Source organism: Corynebacterium matruchotii (genome assembly GCF_011612265.2).
Taxonomy (GTDB): Bacteria; Actinomycetota; Actinomycetes; order Mycobacteriales; family Mycobacteriaceae; genus Corynebacterium; species Corynebacterium matruchotii.
The window spans coordinates 1,147,953-1,166,247 of the sequence record NZ_CP050134.2; the positions used below are offsets into that span (position 1 = coordinate 1,147,953).

Here is an 18,295-nt window from a genome sequence, read left to right on the forward strand (position 1 = left end):
CAAAACATAAACCAAAGATTATGGGAAGGAACCCACCCCCACATGGTCAACAAAATCGACTACGAAAAACTCAACAACGTTCAGTGCTACTGCCAGTGGGCCACCTTCAAAGCCATCCCCGGCGCGCTCGGCACCGACCGGGCTCAAGCCATTACCCAAGCCCAAGAATTCTTCGCCGCACTCGAAGCCGAAGGCAACGTTACCGTCCGCGGCATCTACGATATTACCGGTGGCCGCGCCGAAGCCGACTTCATGTTCTGGTGGCATGCCGAAGAATTTTCCGACATCAAAGACGCCTACAACCGTTTCCGCCGCGACCTTATCCTCGGCCAATCCTCCGAAGTGTTCTGGCTTGGCAACGGCCTTCACCGGCCCAGCGAATTCAATAAGAGTCACCTTCCCAGCTTCATCATGGGTGAAGAACCCGGCGACTGGATTGCCGTCTACCCCTTCGTCCGGTCCTACGACTGGTACGTCATGGACCCGGCCGAACGCCGTCGCATCCTCGCCGAACACGGCCGTACCGCCCGCCCCTTCCCCGACGTCCGGGCCAACACCGTCGAGGCCTTCGCGTTGGGCGACTACGAATGGATGCTCGCCTTCGAAGCCAAGGAACTCCAACGCATCGTCGACCTTATGCACCAAATGCGCTACACTGATGCGCGGTTGCACGTGCGTAAGGAAATCCCCTTCTTTACCGGCCACCGGGTCACCGACGTTGCCGACCTCATCAAGGTCCTGCCCTAATCCTCGGTTACCTGCTGCGGCACCAGCCGCAGGCTGATCGAATTAATGCAATACCGCAAGTCGGTGGGGGTGTCATAGCCCTCACCGGCAAACACATGCCCTAAATGTGATCCGCAGTTCGCGCACACCACCTCGGTGCGCACCATCCCATGCGACCGATCCTCCCGCTCAATCACCCGGTCGCCGGCCAGCGGCGAGAAAAATGACGGCCAACCACAGTGGGAGTCAAACTTCTCTGTCGACCGGAATAATTCCGTCCCGCACGCCCGACATGAATACACCCCCTGCGTTTTCGTGTCCACATATTCCCCCACATGCGGCGCTTCCGTACCCGCCTGCCGTAACACCCGATACTCCTCGGAACTGAGGCGTTCCCGCCACTGTGCATCGGTGAAAAGTTGAAAATCCGTCATATCAAGCGGTAACAACCATTCGGGGCGGATTATTCCCCGCCGGGCGGGCGTCGAAAAGCCTGAAATCCAAACATGGCTGTGGCCACCACCACGCACAACCAGCCCACGGTGGGTAAAAACGTGTCCAACCACTGGCCATACACCGGCCATCGGGCGAACTCCCACTCCAACGGCGATAAACATAGCACCATGCCTATCGCACCCGCGGCCGAATGCATCGGGGATCGCCGCAGCACCACCGTCGCCACCAGCGGAAACAGCATCATCGAGTAATACATTTGCCCCAGCGATGACAACAGAAACGCCCCAGACAGTAACAGCCCCGACGTTGCGCACGCCCACAGCAACGGGTCGCTGTGCCGCAACCGCAGCAAAAACCACACGCCCGCAACAACCACCGCGGCCAACACCAGGAACAACACCGTCCCCACCCAGCCCGGCAGCCCAAAATACGTCACCAACCCGGGCAGCGAACTATTCGCATAATCCCGCACCTGCTTGAGATACGGCATTGTTCGGGACACGTACTCGCCGGCACCCGGCACCACCAACCACGCCACCGCATTAAGAGCGGCCGGCAACCCCACACCCGCCAGCATTGTCCGCCACTGAAACTTCACCAACGGCAAAACCAGCAGTGGCAAAAACACCGGCTTAATCACGATCGCCAACCCAAGAATCACCCCCGCCCACCACTGGCGGCCCCCCAGCAGCGCCCACAAAAACCCCACCAACGCCAATAATAAAACCCCATTAATATTGGCGAAAATCAGCGTGTTCTGCACCGCCTCCGTCACGAACGCCACCGCAACAACCAGCGGAAACCCCCAGCCGCGCAGCCGAAACCCAAACATGCGCATTAAAATCGCCATCGCCGCAATGATCGCCGCAGCATTGCCGCAAATAAACACCATCCGGGCCACCGCCACATGCTCCACCAACGCCAGGGGGGACAAAATCATGGTCGCGCCCGGGTTATAGAGATAGTGCGGGTCCACGAACGAATAATTTTCGCTATACACCGGGATGCCGTCCCAAAACCGCCGCAGCGCCAAAAACACCGTGGTGTAGTCGTCGGTGATGTGGCCATTCGCGGCCAGCACGCACACCCGATGTGCAACGATGAGCGCCGCAATGGGCCATAAAATAAGCCGAAATATAGCATCATGCCGAGATGGTGGCACATGTGATGCGACCGGCCATTCACTGGGGGAGGAGGCAGGCTGGGCGGGTTTTTGGGTGGGCTCGGCCCAGGCTGCCCAGGCGGATTGAACAGCGGCGAGGCGGGGGAATCGTGAGGCCATGGGTGTATATCTCACATTCTATTGGGAGAATTTAATTAGTTATACCGTAGCGCAGGCCGGAAACAGGTGACGGCCATGGGTGACAAATCACCCAATAAACCCAAAAATTTTGGGGGTAAAATCCTTAAGTATGCGGACGATGCGGCCCCGGCATATCGGGGGATTATTGGTGCTTTTCCTTCTCGGCATGACTGCGATGCGGCTTGCCGCCAGTTATGTGTCGCTGGTGTCCGGCGGCGCAGAAATTCTCGACCTTAATTTCGGCAACGAAGCCACCTACATCCACAACACCCTCTTTGCGCTGGGCGGTTCCGGCAGAGATGCCTACCTGCACGTCTATTTGCTTATCGACGCCTGCTACGCGGTCATATATGCGGTGTTTTATGCCTGCACTATGGCGTTTTTCCTCCGGCGGATCGCGCCGGAACGATGGGAATGGAAACGTGTTCGCTGGGTGATACTGCTCCCCATGGTGGCGGCCGCCTGCGATTGGTGGGAAAACATATCCTTTGCCCGCATGATCCTCCAATTCCCCACCCCCGCGAGCCAGCTGCTGGTCACCAGCGCCACAATAGCAACAATGACGAAATTCATCCTCGTGTACCTATCGCTGCTGCTGGTGCTGGGGTTAGCTGCGGGCTGGATAGTCCTGCGGCTTCGGGCAAGGCGCCGCCAACAACTCAAAACCCCGACCGGTTAGGGTATCGATCGGGGTGGGTGGTGGTCCTAGCTGGGATCGAACCAGCGACCTTTCCGGTGTGAACGGAACGCTCTTCCACTGAGCCATAGGACCAAAATACGGAACAAACATGCAGTGCTTGTCACCGCAACTAACCTAGCATGAGTTATCGCCAGTCACCTAATGGGGTGGTAGAACAGCACTTTTACCTTGGGTTGATTGGTGAGGCGGCGCGCCGGGTTGCAGGTGGTGGGCAGTTGCTGGGAAGACAGTGGGGCAGCTGTAGGTGATTCGGTTGCTTACATGCAGATTTGTGTTTGTGGGGTGGGAGCGGCTAATGTTTTTTCTCGCACCACGAAAGTGGCGTGTGCGGATGTAGCGCAGTTGGTAGCGCATCACCTTGCCAAGGTGAGGGTCGCGAGTTCGAGTCTCGTCATCCGCTCTCGGCGCGTTTAGCTCAGCGGGAGAGCGCTTCCCTGACACGGAAGAGGTCACTGGTTCAATCCCAGTATCGCGCACTGTGCGGATGTAGCGCAGTTGGTAGCGCATCACCTTGCCAAGGTGAGGGTCGCGAGTTCGAGTCTCGTCATCCGCTCTGGTATTACATTTGGTACCTTAAATGTAAGCGGGTTTCCCGTTTTAAGGTGGAATGGCCGAGTGGTGAGGCAACGGTCTGCAAAACCGTGTACACGGGTTCAATTCCCGTTTCCACCTCTAGTAAAAAAATATTGCGCGTTTAGCTCAGCGGGAGAGCGCTTCCCTGACACGGAAGAGGTCACTGGTTCAATCCCAGTATCGCGCACTGTGCGGATGTAGCGCAGTTGGTAGCGCATCACCTTGCCAAGGTGAGGGTCGCGAGTTCGAGTCTCGTCATCCGCTCTATATGCCAGTGTTATTCTTCATTGAATGATGCTGGCATTTTTTGATAGGTAGATGTTTGACTACTAGCACAGATTCACCACATTATGGGAAATTGTGACTGTTCTCAAACACTTTGTGGTGTAATTGTTATAATGCGGTTTTACCTGCATAAATACCGGGTTTTTGTGGGGTTTTTGCCATGAAGATCTCCCTTTTTCTTCCCGGTAACGACTATTGTGTCAGGGATTCACGTTAAGCTTAGATGCGCGAAGTTGGTTGAATACTGTACTTCGCATTGATGAGTGGAAAGGACAAACCAAAGGGATGGGCACAAGTGTCGCGTCGACAAACATAAAACGTCGACTAGCAGCAGTTTTGCTAGGATGCTTTTGTGCTATTACCACCACGGTTGCGCATGCCCATGATGCGGTAGTTGGGGGGTCGCCCGCTGATGGCGAAGTGCTAGCCAGCGCGCCGACAACCGTCACTCTAGAGTTTTCCGGTGAGCCCAAACAGGGGTTCAACACCATGGCCATAAGCAATAGCAAAGGTGATGTGCTAGTAACCGGTGAGCCCACTGTCGACGGCCGAAACGTGACACTTGCTATTCCCGAAAACACTACGCTTACCCCAGACGAGTACACCATAGGTTTTCAAATTACCTCCTCTGATGGACATTCCACTCGGGGAAAAACCACCTTCACCATCGCCGGGGAGCGTGTTGCTAGCTCCGCGACGTCTGATACCACCCCCGCAACTGATGCCCCCACCGATCCCACCGCAGAGCTTATGGCTGGGCCTTGGGGCAAAGTAGCCGGTGGGGTGGGGATTCTCCTTGTCCTTGCCATGATCGTCATGATCCTTGCCCGCAATCGCATGGGTAAAAAATCTCAAGAAAGTGATTAACTGTTATGAACTTGCGTCGTCGTATTGGAACCGGAATTTGTATTCTCGCCGTTTCTGCGCTGGCCTTGAGCGGCTGCGCTAACTCTGAGCGGGCAGCCACCAAGACCACCCGGTCCGCCAAGGCTTCCGCATCGGCTTCTGCTTCCGCCGCTGCCGCAGCCGCAAGCACTAGCGAAACCAGCAGCAACAGCGACACCCCCATTGCCTTCACTAGCGCTTACGTTCGCGCAGCCGACGAAGGCTCCGATAAGACCGCCATCTTCGGCACCTTAAAGAACACCACCGACAAAGACATCACCATTACCGGGTTCTCTTCCAGTGCCGATGCTGACAGCTTCGAACTGCACGAGGTGGTTGACGGCCAAATGCGTCAGAAGGAAGGCGGCTTCGTTATTCCCGCCAACGGCACCTTGAAGCTGGAACCCGGCCACGAGCACTTCATGCTCGTGGGCCTGAAGAGCCCCGTGAAGGCGGGCGAAAAGGTAAGCGTGAAGGCTGAGCTTTCCGACGGTACCACCATTGATCTAGGCGAAATCCCCGGCCGTCAGGTTGCTGCCGGTGCCGAAGACTACTCCGGCGATAGCAACAATAGCCATGGCCAGGGCAGCGGTATCGCCGGCGATGCTAAGTCCGGTGACACCAAGAATGATGCTTCCGGCTCCACCAAGGGCGGCATCAAGGTTCCTGGCAAGGATGGTGACGCTAAGTCCGGTGACACCAAGAGCGGTGACACTAAGTCCGGTGATAGCAAGGCAGGCGCTGCTGCCGGTGCCGCCGGTGCTGGTGCTGCTGGCGCCGGCCAGGGCGATGCCAAAGCCGGTGACGCCAAGGGCGGCGACGCTGCTAAGGGTGGTGACGCCAAGGGCGACAGCAAGCACGGCGGTAAGCACGGCGAACAGGGTGCTGGCGGCGCTGGCGCCGGTGCTGGTGCAGGTGCTGCTGGTGCCGAGCAGTCCGCAGGTATCCGCGGCTAATCCCCACAATTCATCTGGTAGTCCATAATCAGCCTTCCCACGAGAAGGCCGGTTTTGAAGGCTATCGTGTTCATACCCCGCCCATGCCGCATTAGCAGCCTGGGCGGGGTATAATGCATTCATCAATAATTCGCGCAGACATTCTATAGCTTTGCGAAAGGTGCTTGGTCCCATGACCCCCGACAACGGTGTTGACCCCACAGTCCAGCAACCCGACACCCCCGCCAAGACCACCGACCAGCCGCGTACGTTACCACCACAGGTTTCCCGCCGTGGCTTTATCCTGGGGGCAGCCACGGCGGCCGCTGCCGCTGGCACCACCGGTCTTGCCGCCTGCGGAAACATCAACCGCACCACCGAAGCAGCCGACGATGATGACCCCACGCAGGCTTTCCTCGCCGACGATATCGTCCCCTTCGATGGAGTCCACCAGGCAGGTATCGACACCCCCGGCCAAGCCCACCTCAATATCATTGCGTTCACCCTCCGCGCCGGCACCACCATTGATGATGTGCGCCGACTCATGACCGTCTGGACCGAAGACGCCCGACAACTCACCCGCGGCCACAACCCCATCGGCAGCCTCGAACCAGAACTCGCCACCATCCCCGCCAACCTCACCATCACCTGCGGGTTCGGCCCCCGATTCTTCGACATCATCGGCAAAACCGACCAACGCCCCGAATGGCTCAAACCCATTCCCGTGTTCTCCAAAGACAAACTCGAAGACACCTGGGGCGAAGCCGACCTGGCTCTCCAAATCTGCTGCGACGACCCGCTTACGCTCGCATTTGCCACCCGCCACATGACCCGCGCCGGCGGCAAACTGCTCGAAACCCGGTGGATGCAACAAGGATTCCTCAACGCCCGCGGCGCCACCGACCCGGGAACCACCCCCCGAAACCTCTTCGGGCAAAAAGACGGCACCGTGAACCCACAATCAACAGCCGAATACGACGACTACGTGTGGATCGACGAGAACTCCTCCGACCCACAATGGGTGCGGGGCGGCACCTGCATGGTGGTGCGCCGCATCGCAATGAACCTCGACACGTGGGAAGAACTAGACCGCACCTCCCGGGAAGTAGCCATGGGCCGCTACCTCGAATCCGGCGCCCCACTCACCGGTAAAGAAGAATTCGACACTGCCGACTTCAAGGCGAAAGACCAATTCGGTCTGCCAGTCATCGACCCCCGCAGCCACATGGCATTGGCGGCGCCACCCACCGACAACCCCAAAGAAAAAATGCGCCGCCGTGCCTACAACTACCTAGAATCCCACATCCCGGGCTCCGATCACACCACAAACGTGGGATTAGTATTCATCTGCTTCCAACAAAACCCGGTCACCCAATTCACCGCAATCCAACAGCGGCTCAACGACAACGACCGGCTCAACACCTGGATCACCCACATCGGCTCGGCCGTGTTTGCTGTACCACCCGGAACCAGCGAAGTCGGTGCTGGTAAAGACCAATATTGGGGGGCATCCCTGCTGGAATCCTAGCGATACGATTCCTCGCAGTAGTTACAACCCCAGGCCCAACGTGAGGTAGGATAAAACCCCGAAACAGCTTGATGGTGCTTATAGGTCGTCGCAAAGCATGCTGCATTGTGGCGATCATTTGCATTTGTCGTTTCACCCGTTTTGGTTTTTGCGTTGCGTCCAGGTATGACGACAACGCCCGAGCGCAGTAAGGAGCGCACATTCATGGCACAGCTGACCGACGCCCAAGCAAACCCGCACCACCCGTTTCTCGTCCCGGCCGGGACCCCCGTTGGTGTGGCAATGCGTGAGCTGAACCTGCCCAACACCGGGCCGGAAGCCATCGTCGTCGTCAAAGACACCGAAGGCCACCTCAAAGACCTGTCACACGTTCCCGAGACGGACGCAGAATTCCTGCCCATCCCCGCCAACACCGCGGAAGGACGCGCCGTGATCCGCCACTCCTGCACCCACGTGCTCGCGCAGGCAGTGCAGCAGGAATTCCCAGGCACGAAGTTGGGCATCGGTCCGGCCATCGACAACGGGTTCTACTACGACTTCGACGTCGCGGAACCCTTCACCCCCGAAGACTTGCAGCGTATCGAAAAACGCATGAAGAAAATCATCAAACAGGGGCAAAAATTCGAACGTCGCGTCTACGCCGACCAGGCCGAAGCCGCCGAAGCATTAAAAAACGAACCCTACAAGCTGGAACTCATTGCGGACAAAGGCTCCGTCGACCCCCAATCCGACGAGGCCACCGAAGTGGGCGCCGGGGAACTCACGGGCTACTACAACCTTAACCCCCGCACCAAAGCCGTGGAATGGTACGACCTGTGCCGCGGCCCGCACGTGCCCACCACGAAATACATTCCCGCATTCGCCCTCACCCGCTCATCGGCGGCATACTGGCGGGGCGACCAAGCCAACGCGGGGCTGCAACGCATCTACGGTACCGCCTGGGAATCCCCAGACGCCCTGGCGGAATACCAGCACAAGATGGCCGAAGCGGAAAAACGCGACCACCGGCGGCTCGGCCAAGAACTCGACCTGTTCTCCTTCCCCGACGAAATCGGCTCCGGATTCCCCGTATTCCACCCGAACGGCGGCATTGTGCGCCTCGAAATGGAAGAACACTCCCGACGCCGCCACATCGCGGCAGGCTACTCCTTCGTTAACACCCCACACCTGACCAAGGGTGAACTGTTCGAAAAATCCGGGCACCTGGACTTCTACGCCGACGGCATGTTTCCACCCATGAAACTCGACGGGGAAGTCGACGCCGACGGCAACGTGACCAAACCCGCTGTGGACTACTACACCAAACCCATGAACTGCCCCATGCATAATCTCATTTTTGCATCCCGGGGCCGTTCCTACCGGGAACTCCCGCTCCGACTCTTCGAATTCGGCACCGTATACCGCTACGAAAAATCCGGGGTCATCCACGGCCTGACCCGGGCCCGCGGCTTCACCCAAGACGACGCCCACATCTACTGCACGGAAGACCAGCTAGAGGCAGAACTCACGTCCGTGCTGGACTTTGTGATCTCGCTGCTGCGCGACTACGGCTTGGATGATTTCTACCTGGAATTGTCCACGAAAGACCCGGAAAAATTTGTTGGGTCGGACGAAATTTGGGAGAAATCAACCGCCATCCTGCAGCGAGTAGCCGACAAATCCGGCCTCGACCTCGTGCCCGACCCTGGCGGGGCAGCATTCTACGGCCCGAAAATTTCCGTGCAAGCCCGGGACGCCATCGGCCGCACCTGGCAAATGTCGACCGTGCAACTAGACTTCAACCTGCCGGACCGCTTCCACCTGGAATACACGGCCCCGGACGGCACCAAGAAACAACCAATCATGATCCACCGGGCCCTCTTCGGCTCAATCGAACGATTCTTCGGGGTGCTGCTAGAACACTACGCCGGGGCGTTCCCCGCCTGGTTAGCACCCCAACAGGTCATGGGCATCCCGGTGGCGGACACGTTTATTCCCCACCTGGAATCCGTCATCAACGAACTCCAAGCACGCGGGGTGCGGGCAAGCGTGGACACCTCAGATGATCGCATGCAGAAAAAAATCCGCACCTACACGCAGGCAAAAGTACCGTTCATGCTGCTAGCCGGCGCCCGCGACGTTGAAGCGCAGGCGGTGAGCTTCCGGTTCCTCGACGGATCCCAGCTCAACGGGGTGCCGGTGGCGCAGGCAATCTCGCTCATCGACGAATGGGTTCGGTCACGCACCAACGAGCAACCCAATCACGACAATGTGGCAGAAAAACTATAAGTAACAAATCTGCGACACATCTCTATGGCTCCACACCCAAAATCACCAATTGGGGTGGAGCTTCTTAGTAGAGTTGAGAACAGCATCGAGCCGCAAAACAAATGATTCAGGGGTGAAGCAGCCATGAGCAGCACATCAAATGAGGAATATGTCGATAGAGGAGCGGGCGATCTCGACCGCTTAGAACGCCTCTGGGCGCCCTACCGCATGAACTACATCGTGGACAAAAGCGACACCAATGGTTCGGGAAACACCCACACCAACCCCTTCGTCGTGATCCCCACACTCAGCGACGAAGACGGACTCATCGTCGCCCGCGGCACCTACGTGTACTGCGTACTCAATCTCTTCCCCTACAATTCCGGCCACATGATGGTGGTGCCCTACCGGGAAGAACCCAACCTAGAAAACCTCACCCCGGCGGAATCCGCCGAACTCATGGCCTTTGCCCAGGCCGCCATCCGGGTGCTGAAAACCGCCTCCCGGCCCGACGCCTGCAACGTCGGATTCAACCTGGGTCGCTCCGCCGGCGGCTCCGTCGCCCAACATCTCCACCTGCACATCGTGCCCCGGTGGAACGGCGACAGCAACTTCATGACCGTCATCAGCGGCACAAAAGTGCTGCCACAACTCCTGCGGGACACCCGCAACCTCCTCGCCCGAACCTGGGCCGAGCTGGCCGCCGCCGACGATTCCTTCCCCGGTGCAGCCACCACGGGAGATGCTCATGCTTAGCGTCAGCGGCCGAAAACCAGCCTCCGTAGTGATCGAACCCATCGCCCGAACCCTCACCCGATTAGGGCTCAGCCCCAACACCGTGACCGTGGCCGGCACCTGCATCACCATCGCCATTGTGGTGACATTGATACCGCTCAACCACCTGGTGTGGGCGGCCATCTTCTCCGCAATATTCAGCGCCCTCGACATGGTGGACGGCACCATGGCCCGCATGCGGGGTGCCGGCACCCAATTCGGCGCCACCCTCGACGCTACCTGCGACCGACTCACCGACGGTGCCCTCTTCGGGGCAATCACCTGGTGGCTGATCTACACCTACCACGCCCACCCCAGCTTGATCATCGCCAGCTTCGTGGTCCTAGTGACCTCCCAAGTGATTTCCTACGTGAAGGCCCGCGGCGAAGCCTCCGGCTTCACCATGGTCGGCGGGCTCATCGAACGCCCCGAACGACTCATCCTCGCCCTGGGCGGCATCGGCCTCACCGGCCTGGGGGTGCCCTACGCTATCGATATAGCCCTATGGGTACTCGCCGTGGGCAGCGTGTACACCGTGATCCAACGGCTTCTCATGGCCGCCCACAGCCAAGAGGCGACACAACCAAGCAAACCGCCCGCCGGGGCGCGAGAATTCCCCCACAGCTAAGCTTAAAAACCATGCCCAATGTTTTCACCACCGAATGGTTATCCGCCCAAGCCTATCTCATGGGCTGGAAAATAGTGGGGCGACTCCCGCTCCCACTCACCGCCGCCCTCTGCACCCGCGTCGCCGACTACGCCAGCGATGACGGCAAGGGAATGAACCAGCTTCGCAAAAACCTGAGCCGGGTTGTTGGCCCCGAAAACGTCACCCGCACCCTGGTGCGGGACGCCATGCGCTCCTACGCCCGTTATTGGCTGGAGGCCTTCCGGCTGCCCCAAATCGCCGGCGACCCGGGCGTCGTCAAGCGCATCGACGACCGCCTGGTGGGCAAAACCCACCTCGATGCCGCGGTGGCCGCCCCCACCGGAACCATCTTGGTGCTCCCGCACAGCGGAAACTGGGACATGGCCGGCATGTATTTCGCCGCCACTTACGGCACCTTCACTACCGTGGCGGAACGACTCAAACCCGAAATCCTGTTCGACGCTTTCGTGGATTTCCGCACCACCTTAGGGTTTAGGGTCATCCCCCACATTCCCGCGCCGGGTTCCCCGCCCGTCATGGAGCAGCTCGCCGACGTGCTCACCGCCGGCGGCACCATTTGTTTGCTGGGGGACAGGGATCTGAAAGGCACTGGCGTGCCCGTCACGTTCTTCGGCGAGGAAACCACCATGCCTACCGGTGCGGCCCGGCTCGCCCAGGAGACCGGGGCGTCGTTGCACGTGGTGCATTCCTGGTTCGAGGGCACCACCGCTCACCCGGAATGGGGGCTGAGCGTTTCCGCCCCCCTGCCCACCGGCGACATTGTCGCAACCGTTCGCGCGCAGGCGGCAATCATGGAGCGGAACATTGCGGCGCACCCCGCCGATTGGCATCTTTTGCAACCCTTCTGGTCGGCCGATCGCAAACCTGCGTAAAAAAATCGCTACACTGTCAAGATAGCTATAATCACCCTCACGCATTCGAAAGGCGACCATGCGCATAGGTTTGGTGTGTCCCTACTCCTTCGATGAACCCGGGGGAGTCCAGGCCCACATTCTGGACCTAGCCACCCACCTCATTGGCCAAGGCCATTTTGTGCGCGTCATTGGCCCCTGCGGCGATGACACCGAGGTCCCCGACTTTGTGGTCCGTGGCGGCACGAGTGTTCCCATCTCCTATAACGGCTCTGTCGCCCGCCTTTCGTTTGGTCCCCGGACCTTTACGAAGATCCGGGAATTTATCATCGCCGGGCATTTTGATGTGCTGCACATTCACGAACCGAATTCGCCCAGTTTTTCCCTCGCCGCCCTCCAAGTGGCGGAGGGGCCGATCGTGGCCACCTATCATGCATCGGCGACCGGTTCGAAACTGCTGAAACTGGTTTTGCCGCTGCTGCGTCCCCGCCTGGAGAAAATCCGGGGCGGCATTGCCGTGAGCGAAATGGCCCGCCGGTGGCAGGTCGAACAGTTAGGCGGTGACCCGGTGCTCATCCCCAATGGCGTTGATACCCAGGCGTTTGCCCGGGGCGTGGTCCCGCCGGTGCCGGGGCGGCCCCCGGAGTTGGTGTTTCTGGGCCGGCTGGACGAGCCCCGCAAAGGGTTGGATATTTTATTGGCCGCCCTGAGCGGGTTGGATCGTGGGGTGACGGTCACCGTCATGGGTGGTGGCAGTCCCCGAAACGCGCCCGGCGTGAATTTTGTGGGCCGCGTGAGCGATGACGAAAAGATTGCCATTTTAGACCGTGCCGACATCTATATTGCCCCTAACACCGGGGGCGAAAGCTTCGGCATTGTGCTTGTGGAGGCCATGGCCGCCCGCTGTGCCGTTGTGGCCAGTGACTTGGAGGCTTTTGCCGCCGTGTGCGATGTGGAATCCGATAATCCCGCCGGCCTACTCTTCCGCACCGGTGATGTTGATGATTTGCGGGCGAAACTCCGGCAGCTCATCGACGACCCCGGTCAGCGGGCGAAACTGGTCGAAGCCGGATCTCGGCGCGCCACACTCTATGACTGGGATCATGTGGCCGCCGAGGTAGTACGAGTGTACGAAACAGTGGCCGATGGAACCACGGTCACCGTTGACTAGTCGAAAAAGGATTCGGACATGGACCCCACCACGATTATTGCCATTATCATTGCGGTCATTATCACCATTGCCCTGTATTGGGCGTCGAGTACCGCCAATCGGCTGCACCGGTTGCACGTGCGTACCGATGCGGCCCGGCAGTCGCTTCAGGCTTCTTTGGACCGGCGGGCCGCGGTGTTAGCCGCATGTGAGCCGCAGTTTACGGCGTTGGCGCACAGTACCGAGTCGATTCCGCTGCAGTATGAGACGTTTGCCCAGCGGGCCGAGAAGGAACGGCAGATTTCCGTGGCCATTGCCGGTCTCACGGATCCCACCCCGGGAAGCATTGTGGATGCGGAAGCCCGGGTACAGCTCGCACACCGGTTCTATAATGATGCGGTGTCTGACACGCGGGCGTTACGGGTGCAACCACTTGTTCGAATTCTTCGGTTGGGTGGGACCGCCCGGCTGCCGGAATATTTCGAACTCACCACCTAGGCGTTGGCTTGGGCATTGGCTGCCGGCCGGTGGCTGATGGCCCACATGAGTGACACAATCATGGACACCACCATCAACCCGTTCCGAATCGCCAACCCAATGACCCCTAGCGTCCCCGTGCCCGGGTGCACCACGTCGTCGTAATAATAGGGATACACGATCTGCCCTAGCACCGCCATGAGCAGCATCAACCAGGCCAGCGCCAGCGGGTATTTCGACCCGTTCGTCCGCAGTAACACCACCGCCATGATGGGTCCTAGCCACAGAATATATTGTGGCGAAAACACCTTATTGGCCACGAGCAGCATGAAAATCAACGTCACCCACATGATCAGCGACCCGTCCGGCGACCACGTGTCTTTCACAAACCCTCGCAGCGCCCACGCCACGGCGAACACTAGGGTGGCGAACATGAGCACATTGGTCACCATGATTGCGGCATCCACCCCAGGCCCGGTAATCTCGTAGCTTTTCGACGCCGCATATGTCACCGAATATTCGGCGGCCGCCCCGAATGCGCCTCGAACAATCATGGGGGTTGCGGCAATCGACTCGATTTGTAGCCCTCGCACTCCCTGATAGGTGAAGGGTGATAGTAGGCGTTGCACCCCGCTGATCATTGCTACGAGGGCTGACAATCCGATGATTGTGCCCACGAATACCGCAATGCACCAATAGGTTGCTTTTCGTTTGTAGCCGCGCACCAGGCCGATGGCCAGTACCCCCGGCCACAGCTTAATCATGGTTGCTGTTCCCAGTAGCGCCGAGCTGATTCGCGGATAGTAGAACAACAACAGGGCGGCCACCCCCACCAGCACTGCGGGAACCAGGTCGAGTCGTTGCACCGAAACGTGCCCGGTGCATACCGCGAACACCGCCCAAAACCCGGCAGCCAGGATTTGGGATTTCCGGGATCTGGCCGCACCACTGTTGAGTAGCAGCACGAAAAACAGGCCATCAATAACCATGCAAAATCCGCCGAACATTGCAAGATAGTGTTCGGTGCTGCGGTGGCTAAACCAAAACACCACATGCGCCGGCCAGGTGCCTATTGCTGGGTACTCCGTCAGACCGTCGGGAAACTCGCCTCTGAGCGATGAAAAATAGTAGCGGATGTCCCCCTCGGGTATTTCAGTGGTGGCGAGAACCCCCAGGAGAATGAGGTGGCAGGCGAACCACCACACCCACAGTCCCACCCGGTCGGCGGGGCGTAACTGCGACTGGGAGAATGCTAGCGATGATGGTGGTGGGGTAGCAGCAGGAGTCATGGTGAAATCTAACGAGCCCTTATCAATCGATCCTTGGTAGAACTTATGGTGCATATGATGCTGTTTATTGCAGTCTTGTTGCTCATCATGGTGATTAGCAACCCACACCACCCCCGATTGGTGATAATTATCACTTAATCATTGTTGCTAACACGTGCGTTATCAACATTATGAGGTGCTCAACCTCACCGCATTATATCCTTAAGCCCGCATAGCCCCATGCATAACCCTCATCCCCAAGTGTGAAGGAAACCATGACCCATCCCACCGATCATCCCGCCGGCCATCAGGAAACCCACCAGCCGAAAATTGCGGCCATTCTCGACATTGAACAACTCGACCGCTATATTTTCCGCGGCCCCGTCATCCCTACTACCTTTATCCGCACCTTCGGTGGCCAGGTTGCGGCCCAGGCCCTCGCCGCCGCCATCCGTACCACCACAGCCGACAGGAGTGTCCACTCCCTTCACGCATATTTTGTGCGCCCTGGTGACGCCACCACACCGGTCATATTCCAGATCGACCCCATTAAGGAAGGTGGGTCGTTCACCTCCCGGCACGTTACCGCCATCCAGGATGGTATCCCCATTTTCAGCATGCAATGCTCTTTCCACCGCCGCGCAGACACCGGAATCGAACACTCGGATGACATGCGGGCCGTCCCGAACCCCGACGATATTCCTCCCACCGACACTGCCGCGTTGCCGCCCAGTTCCCGCGCTTTGCTTGCTGAATGGACCGACTGGGAGATCCGTCGGGTTCCCGCCGACCGCTACGACCACAACCCTTATACCAACAGCCAACAGCTCGTGTGGTTCAAAACGAAAAACCGGCTTCCTGACGATGAAACCACCCACCTGTGCACCCTGACCTACATGTCCGACATGACTCTGTTGCACACCGCCCTGGTGCCTCACCCCAACCATCCGGTCCAATTAGCTTCCCTCGACCATGCCATATGGTTTCTGCGGCCGTTCCGGGCTGACGAATGGTTACTGTACGACCAAATTTCTCCCTCCGCCCACGCCGGCCGGGCGCTCACCCACGGTCGAGTTTTCAACCAGGCCGGTGACCTGGTGGCCAGCGTCACCCAGGAAGGATTAACCCGGGATTTGCGCACCGGACAGCAGTCGGTGCCGCTGAAAAACCTCGCCCCAGGGCAGCAATAAACCCGCAGGATACGCGAGGTCGGCCCCGTGCCCGGCATCTAGGTCGGCGGGACGAACTCGCATTCATGCCGTATAATTTGCACATCGTAAAAGAATCCGTAGCCGAAATTGTAAAGGGAACAGACACATGTCAGGCCATTCAAAATGGGCAACCACAAAACACAAAAAAGCCGCAAATGATGCCAAGCGTGGCAAAGAATTTGCCCGGCTGATTAAAAACATTGAGGTTGCGGCCCGAACCGGCGGTGGGGATCCAGCGGCCAACCCCACGCTGGATGACATGATCCGCAAAGCCAAAAAAGCCTCCGTCCCCAATGACAATATTGAACGCGCCCGCAAACGTGGCTCCGGTGAAGAGGCCGGCGGCGCCGACTGGCAAACCATCATGTACGAAGGCTATGGTCCCAACGGGGTGGCCATTCTCATTGAATGTCTTACCGACAACCGCAACCGGGCTGCCACCGAAGTGCGCACCGCCATGACGAAGAACGGCGGTAACATGGCCGAATCTGGTGCCGTGAGCTACATGTTCACCCGCAAGGGCGTGGTTTCTGTGCTTAAAGGGGACCTCAGCGAAGACGACGTGCTCCTCGCCGTCCTAGAGGCCGGTGCCGAAGAAGTCAACGAAATAGGCGACCGGTTCGAAATCGTGTCCGCTCCAAGCGACCTTGCCGCGATCAAGGCGGCGCTTGTCGACGCCAGCATCGAGGTCGACGACTCCGAACAAGACTTCCGCGCCTCCGTCGAAGTTCCCCTGGAACTCGCCGACGCGAAAAAAATCTTCCGACTCATCGACGCCCTCGAAGAATCCGACGATGTGCAAAACGTCTACACCAACATGGATCTTTCCGCCGAAGTGCTAGCAGCCCTCGACGCCGAATAATTGTGGTGTCGCCCCCAAACCTGTCCGACCCATATGCTACCTTCGGGTGGTACGTGAAAACCGGTCATACCAGGGGGAAACCATGCCAGTGGTCTCTATCGAAGGAATGCGCGTCATGGGGATCGACCCCGGACTGACCCGTTGCGGCCTCTCCGTCGTCCAAGCCGGCAGAGGCCGCTCTGTCATTCCCGTGGCCGTCGGCGTGGTCCGCACCCCCTCCGACTCCGATATCGCCCACCGGCTCCTAGAACTCAGCGAAGCCGCCAACGACTGGCTTGACCAATACCAACCCGACGTCGTAGCAATCGAACGCATATTTGAACGCGGTAATGTGTCCACCGTCATGAACACCGCCCACGGCGTGGGTGTCCTCATGCTCGCCGCCGCCCAACGCGGCATCGACGTCCACCTCTACACCCCCAGCGAAGTCAAAAAAGCCATCAGCGGAAACGGCCGGGCGGACAAGAAACAAATGACCGCCATGATTACCCGCATCCTTGGGCTTACCGAAGCCCCCAAACCTGCCGACGCCGCCGACGCCCTGGCGCTCGCCGTCTGCCACTGCTGGCGGGCTCCACTCCTCATCACCAACCGGGAAGCCGAGGCCCGCGCCCAGGCCCAATCCCGCCACCAACGCGGAATCCTGGGCCAAGCAAAACAAGCCCACCACAGCAAACACCCCACCACCCCGGAAGAACTCCGAGCCCAACTCCAAACACAACACCTCAACCCCCGCGGCGCCTGGCGTCGATAAGCTGCAAGGAACCCCATGATCGTCTCACTACGCGGAACCGTCATCGACATCACCGCCCACCATGCCGTCATCGAATGCGCCGGCGTCGGCTACCAAGTCCTCGCCACCCCCACCACCCTCGGGCACCTCACCCGCGGCGCCGAAACCTTCATCCTCATCACCATGATCGTCAGGGAAGAATCCCAAACCCTCTACGGATTCCTCGACGCTGCCACCCGCGACATGTTCGCCACCCTCCAAACCGTCTCCGGGTTGGGTCCCAAGCTCGCCCTCGCCGCCCAATCCGTCTACACCACCCCGGAACTCGCCCACGCCATCACCCACGGCGACACCAAAACCCTCCAAAAAATCCCCGGGGTAGGCAAACGCATGGCCGAAAGAATGGTCGTTGACCTCAAAGACAAAGTCGCCACCTACGCCGCCCCGGAAACCCCCACCACCGCCGCCGTCCCGCACACCGACACCTACGAACAAGTGCTCGAAGCCCTCGCCAGCCTCGGATTCGCCGAAAAAACCGCCGAACCCGTTCTCACCACCGTTCTTGCCGCCGACCCCACCCTCACCACCCCGGCCGCCCTACGCGCCAGCCTGAACCTCCTCGGCAAACAATAACGATCCACCCCCAAACCACAACGGAGCA

General features: G+C 59.2%; 18 protein-coding genes and 7 tRNA genes. 21 read left to right on the plus strand and 4 right to left on the minus strand.

Annotation, left to right across the window (positions count from 1 at the left end; translation table 11 throughout):
• Positions 1 to 42: 42 nt before the first annotated feature.
• Positions 43 to 747, plus strand: a complete 705-nt coding sequence (gene hemQ / locus HBA49_RS05155) for a hydrogen peroxide-dependent heme synthase (RefSeq protein WP_005520932.1) — start codon at positions 43 to 45, stop codon at positions 745 to 747.
• On the opposite strand, the gene msrB is transcribed toward hemQ, so the two are convergent.
• Complete coding sequence (msrB, locus tag HBA49_RS05160) at positions 744 to 1,160, minus strand: peptide-methionine (R)-S-oxide reductase MsrB (RefSeq protein WP_005526346.1); 417 nt, start codon at positions 1,158 to 1,160, stop codon at positions 744 to 746. The genes hemQ and msrB overlap by 4 nt on opposite strands.
• A 29-nt stretch (positions 1,161 to 1,189) precedes the next feature.
• Positions 1,190 to 2,464, minus strand: coding sequence for a glycosyltransferase family 87 protein (locus HBA49_RS05165; RefSeq protein ID WP_005526101.1), 1,275 nt, complete (start codon positions 2,462 to 2,464; stop codon positions 1,190 to 1,192).
• A gap of 130 nt (positions 2,465 to 2,594) precedes the next feature.
• Here HBA49_RS05165 and HBA49_RS05170 point away from each other — a divergent pair, with 130 nt between their 5' ends.
• Positions 2,595 to 3,164, plus strand: a complete 570-nt coding sequence (locus HBA49_RS05170; RefSeq protein ID WP_050773695.1) for a hypothetical protein — start codon at positions 2,595 to 2,597, stop codon at positions 3,162 to 3,164.
• Between the two features lie 18 nt (positions 3,165 to 3,182).
• On the opposite strand, the gene HBA49_RS05175 is transcribed toward HBA49_RS05170, so the two are convergent.
• Positions 3,183 to 3,257, minus strand: a tRNA-Val gene (locus HBA49_RS05175).
• Between the two features lie 255 nt (positions 3,258 to 3,512).
• On the opposite strand from HBA49_RS05175, the gene HBA49_RS05180 reads away from it, so the two are divergent.
• From HBA49_RS05180 to HBA49_RS05250, 15 genes are all read left to right on the plus strand, one after another.
• Positions 3,513 to 3,585, plus strand: a tRNA-Gly gene (locus tag HBA49_RS05180).
• Positions 3,586 to 3,589: 4 nt separating this feature from the next.
• Positions 3,590 to 3,661: transfer RNA gene (locus HBA49_RS05185), tRNA-Val, on the plus strand.
• A 4-nt stretch (positions 3,662 to 3,665) separates the two neighbouring features.
• Positions 3,666 to 3,738, plus strand: a tRNA-Gly gene (locus tag HBA49_RS05190).
• Positions 3,739 to 3,786: 48 nt separating this feature from the next.
• Positions 3,787 to 3,857, plus strand: a tRNA-Cys gene (locus HBA49_RS05195).
• Between the two features lie 16 nt (positions 3,858 to 3,873).
• Positions 3,874 to 3,945 (plus strand) — tRNA-Val (locus tag HBA49_RS05200).
• 4 nt (positions 3,946 to 3,949) lie between these two features.
• Positions 3,950 to 4,022, plus strand: a tRNA-Gly gene (locus tag HBA49_RS05205).
• Between the two features lie 306 nt (positions 4,023 to 4,328).
• Positions 4,329 to 4,910 carry a copper resistance CopC family protein gene (locus tag HBA49_RS05210; protein ID WP_005525935.1) on the plus strand — a complete coding sequence of 194 codons (582 nt, stop codon included), beginning with the start codon at positions 4,329 to 4,331 and terminating at the stop codon, positions 4,908 to 4,910.
• 5 nt (positions 4,911 to 4,915) lie between these two features.
• Positions 4,916 to 5,884, plus strand: a complete 969-nt coding sequence (locus HBA49_RS05215; RefSeq protein WP_005525917.1) for a copper chaperone PCu(A)C — start codon at positions 4,916 to 4,918, stop codon at positions 5,882 to 5,884.
• Between the two features lie 172 nt (positions 5,885 to 6,056).
• On the plus strand, positions 6,057 to 7,391 hold the full coding sequence (locus tag HBA49_RS05220) for a Dyp-type peroxidase (RefSeq protein ID WP_005525645.1): 1,335 nt from the start codon (positions 6,057 to 6,059) through the stop codon (positions 7,389 to 7,391).
• A gap of 204 nt (positions 7,392 to 7,595) precedes the next feature.
• Complete coding sequence (thrS, locus tag HBA49_RS05225) at positions 7,596 to 9,659, plus strand: threonine--tRNA ligase (protein ID WP_005526550.1); 2,064 nt, start codon at positions 7,596 to 7,598, stop codon at positions 9,657 to 9,659.
• A 123-nt stretch (positions 9,660 to 9,782) separates the two neighbouring features.
• On the plus strand, positions 9,783 to 10,394 hold the full coding sequence (locus HBA49_RS05230) for an ATP adenylyltransferase (protein WP_005520949.1): 612 nt from the start codon (positions 9,783 to 9,785) through the stop codon (positions 10,392 to 10,394).
• Entirely contained in the window at positions 10,387 to 11,040 is a 654-nt protein-coding gene (gene pgsA, locus HBA49_RS05235; RefSeq protein ID WP_005526069.1) for a phosphatidylinositol phosphate synthase, read from the plus strand. Before HBA49_RS05230 ends, pgsA begins: the two co-directional genes overlap by 8 nt.
• Before the next feature lie 11 nt (positions 11,041 to 11,051).
• Positions 11,052 to 11,954 carry a phosphatidylinositol mannoside acyltransferase gene (locus tag HBA49_RS05240; protein WP_005525896.1) on the plus strand — a complete coding sequence of 301 codons (903 nt, stop codon included), beginning with the start codon at positions 11,052 to 11,054 and terminating at the stop codon, positions 11,952 to 11,954.
• Between the two features lie 58 nt (positions 11,955 to 12,012).
• A complete protein-coding gene (locus tag HBA49_RS05245; RefSeq protein ID WP_005526327.1) occupies positions 12,013 to 13,104 on the plus strand; it encodes a glycosyltransferase family 4 protein in 1,092 nt (363 codons plus the stop codon).
• Between the two features lie 18 nt (positions 13,105 to 13,122).
• Positions 13,123 to 13,581, plus strand: a complete 459-nt coding sequence (locus tag HBA49_RS05250; protein WP_005520956.1) for a hypothetical protein — start codon at positions 13,123 to 13,125, stop codon at positions 13,579 to 13,581.
• On the opposite strand, the gene HBA49_RS05255 is transcribed toward HBA49_RS05250, so the two are convergent.
• On the minus strand, positions 13,578 to 14,903 hold the full coding sequence (locus HBA49_RS05255; RefSeq protein WP_050773694.1) for a glycosyltransferase 87 family protein: 1,326 nt from the start codon (positions 14,901 to 14,903) through the stop codon (positions 13,578 to 13,580). The genes HBA49_RS05250 and HBA49_RS05255 overlap by 4 nt on opposite strands.
• A gap of 200 nt (positions 14,904 to 15,103) precedes the next feature.
• Between HBA49_RS05255 and HBA49_RS05260 the strand changes: the two genes are divergently transcribed.
• From HBA49_RS05260 to ruvA, 4 genes are all read left to right on the plus strand, one after another.
• Complete coding sequence (locus tag HBA49_RS05260) at positions 15,104 to 16,018, plus strand: acyl-CoA thioesterase (RefSeq protein WP_005526486.1); 915 nt, start codon at positions 15,104 to 15,106, stop codon at positions 16,016 to 16,018.
• Between the two features lie 127 nt (positions 16,019 to 16,145).
• The gene (locus tag HBA49_RS05265; RefSeq protein WP_005526451.1) at positions 16,146 to 16,901 is read left to right on the plus strand and encodes a YebC/PmpR family DNA-binding transcriptional regulator; all 756 of its coding nucleotides are present in this window, start codon (positions 16,146 to 16,148) and stop codon (positions 16,899 to 16,901) included.
• 82 nt (positions 16,902 to 16,983) lie between these two features.
• The gene (ruvC, locus tag HBA49_RS05270; RefSeq protein WP_005520964.1) at positions 16,984 to 17,655 is read left to right on the plus strand and encodes a crossover junction endodeoxyribonuclease RuvC; all 672 of its coding nucleotides are present in this window, start codon (positions 16,984 to 16,986) and stop codon (positions 17,653 to 17,655) included.
• Between the two features lie 15 nt (positions 17,656 to 17,670).
• Positions 17,671 to 18,267: a Holliday junction branch migration protein RuvA gene (gene ruvA, locus HBA49_RS05275; RefSeq protein ID WP_005526273.1), complete on the plus strand. Its 597-nt coding sequence runs from the start codon at positions 17,671 to 17,673 to the stop codon at positions 18,265 to 18,267.
• The last annotated feature ends 28 nt before the right edge of the window (positions 18,268 to 18,295 follow it).

Coding starts and splice junctions, on each gene's coding strand:
- hemQ (WP_005520932.1), top strand. CDS start 43: ATGGTCAACAAAATCGACTACGAAAAACTCAACAACGTTCAGTGCTAC.
- msrB (WP_005526346.1), bottom strand. CDS start 1,160: ATGACGGATTTTCAACTTTTCACCGATGCACAGTGGCGGGAACGCCTC.
- HBA49_RS05165 (WP_005526101.1), bottom strand. CDS start 2,464: ATGGCCTCACGATTCCCCCGCCTCGCCGCTGTTCAATCCGCCTGGGCA.
- HBA49_RS05170 (WP_050773695.1), top strand. CDS start 2,595: ATGCGGACGATGCGGCCCCGGCATATCGGGGGATTATTGGTGCTTTTC.
- HBA49_RS05210 (WP_005525935.1), top strand. CDS start 4,329: ATGGGCACAAGTGTCGCGTCGACAAACATAAAACGTCGACTAGCAGCA.
- HBA49_RS05215 (WP_005525917.1), top strand. CDS start 4,916: ATGAACTTGCGTCGTCGTATTGGAACCGGAATTTGTATTCTCGCCGTT.
- HBA49_RS05220 (WP_005525645.1), top strand. CDS start 6,057: ATGACCCCCGACAACGGTGTTGACCCCACAGTCCAGCAACCCGACACC.
- thrS (WP_005526550.1), top strand. CDS start 7,596: ATGGCACAGCTGACCGACGCCCAAGCAAACCCGCACCACCCGTTTCTC.
- HBA49_RS05230 (WP_005520949.1), top strand. CDS start 9,783: ATGAGCAGCACATCAAATGAGGAATATGTCGATAGAGGAGCGGGCGAT.
- pgsA (WP_005526069.1), top strand. CDS start 10,387: ATGCTTAGCGTCAGCGGCCGAAAACCAGCCTCCGTAGTGATCGAACCC.
- HBA49_RS05240 (WP_005525896.1), top strand. CDS start 11,052: ATGCCCAATGTTTTCACCACCGAATGGTTATCCGCCCAAGCCTATCTC.
- HBA49_RS05245 (WP_005526327.1), top strand. CDS start 12,013: ATGCGCATAGGTTTGGTGTGTCCCTACTCCTTCGATGAACCCGGGGGA.
- HBA49_RS05250 (WP_005520956.1), top strand. CDS start 13,123: ATGGACCCCACCACGATTATTGCCATTATCATTGCGGTCATTATCACC.
- HBA49_RS05255 (WP_050773694.1), bottom strand. CDS start 14,903: ATGCACCATAAGTTCTACCAAGGATCGATTGATAAGGGCTCGTTAGAT.
- HBA49_RS05260 (WP_005526486.1), top strand. CDS start 15,104: ATGACCCATCCCACCGATCATCCCGCCGGCCATCAGGAAACCCACCAG.
- HBA49_RS05265 (WP_005526451.1), top strand. CDS start 16,146: ATGTCAGGCCATTCAAAATGGGCAACCACAAAACACAAAAAAGCCGCA.
- ruvC (WP_005520964.1), top strand. CDS start 16,984: ATGCCAGTGGTCTCTATCGAAGGAATGCGCGTCATGGGGATCGACCCC.
- ruvA (WP_005526273.1), top strand. CDS start 17,671: ATGATCGTCTCACTACGCGGAACCGTCATCGACATCACCGCCCACCAT.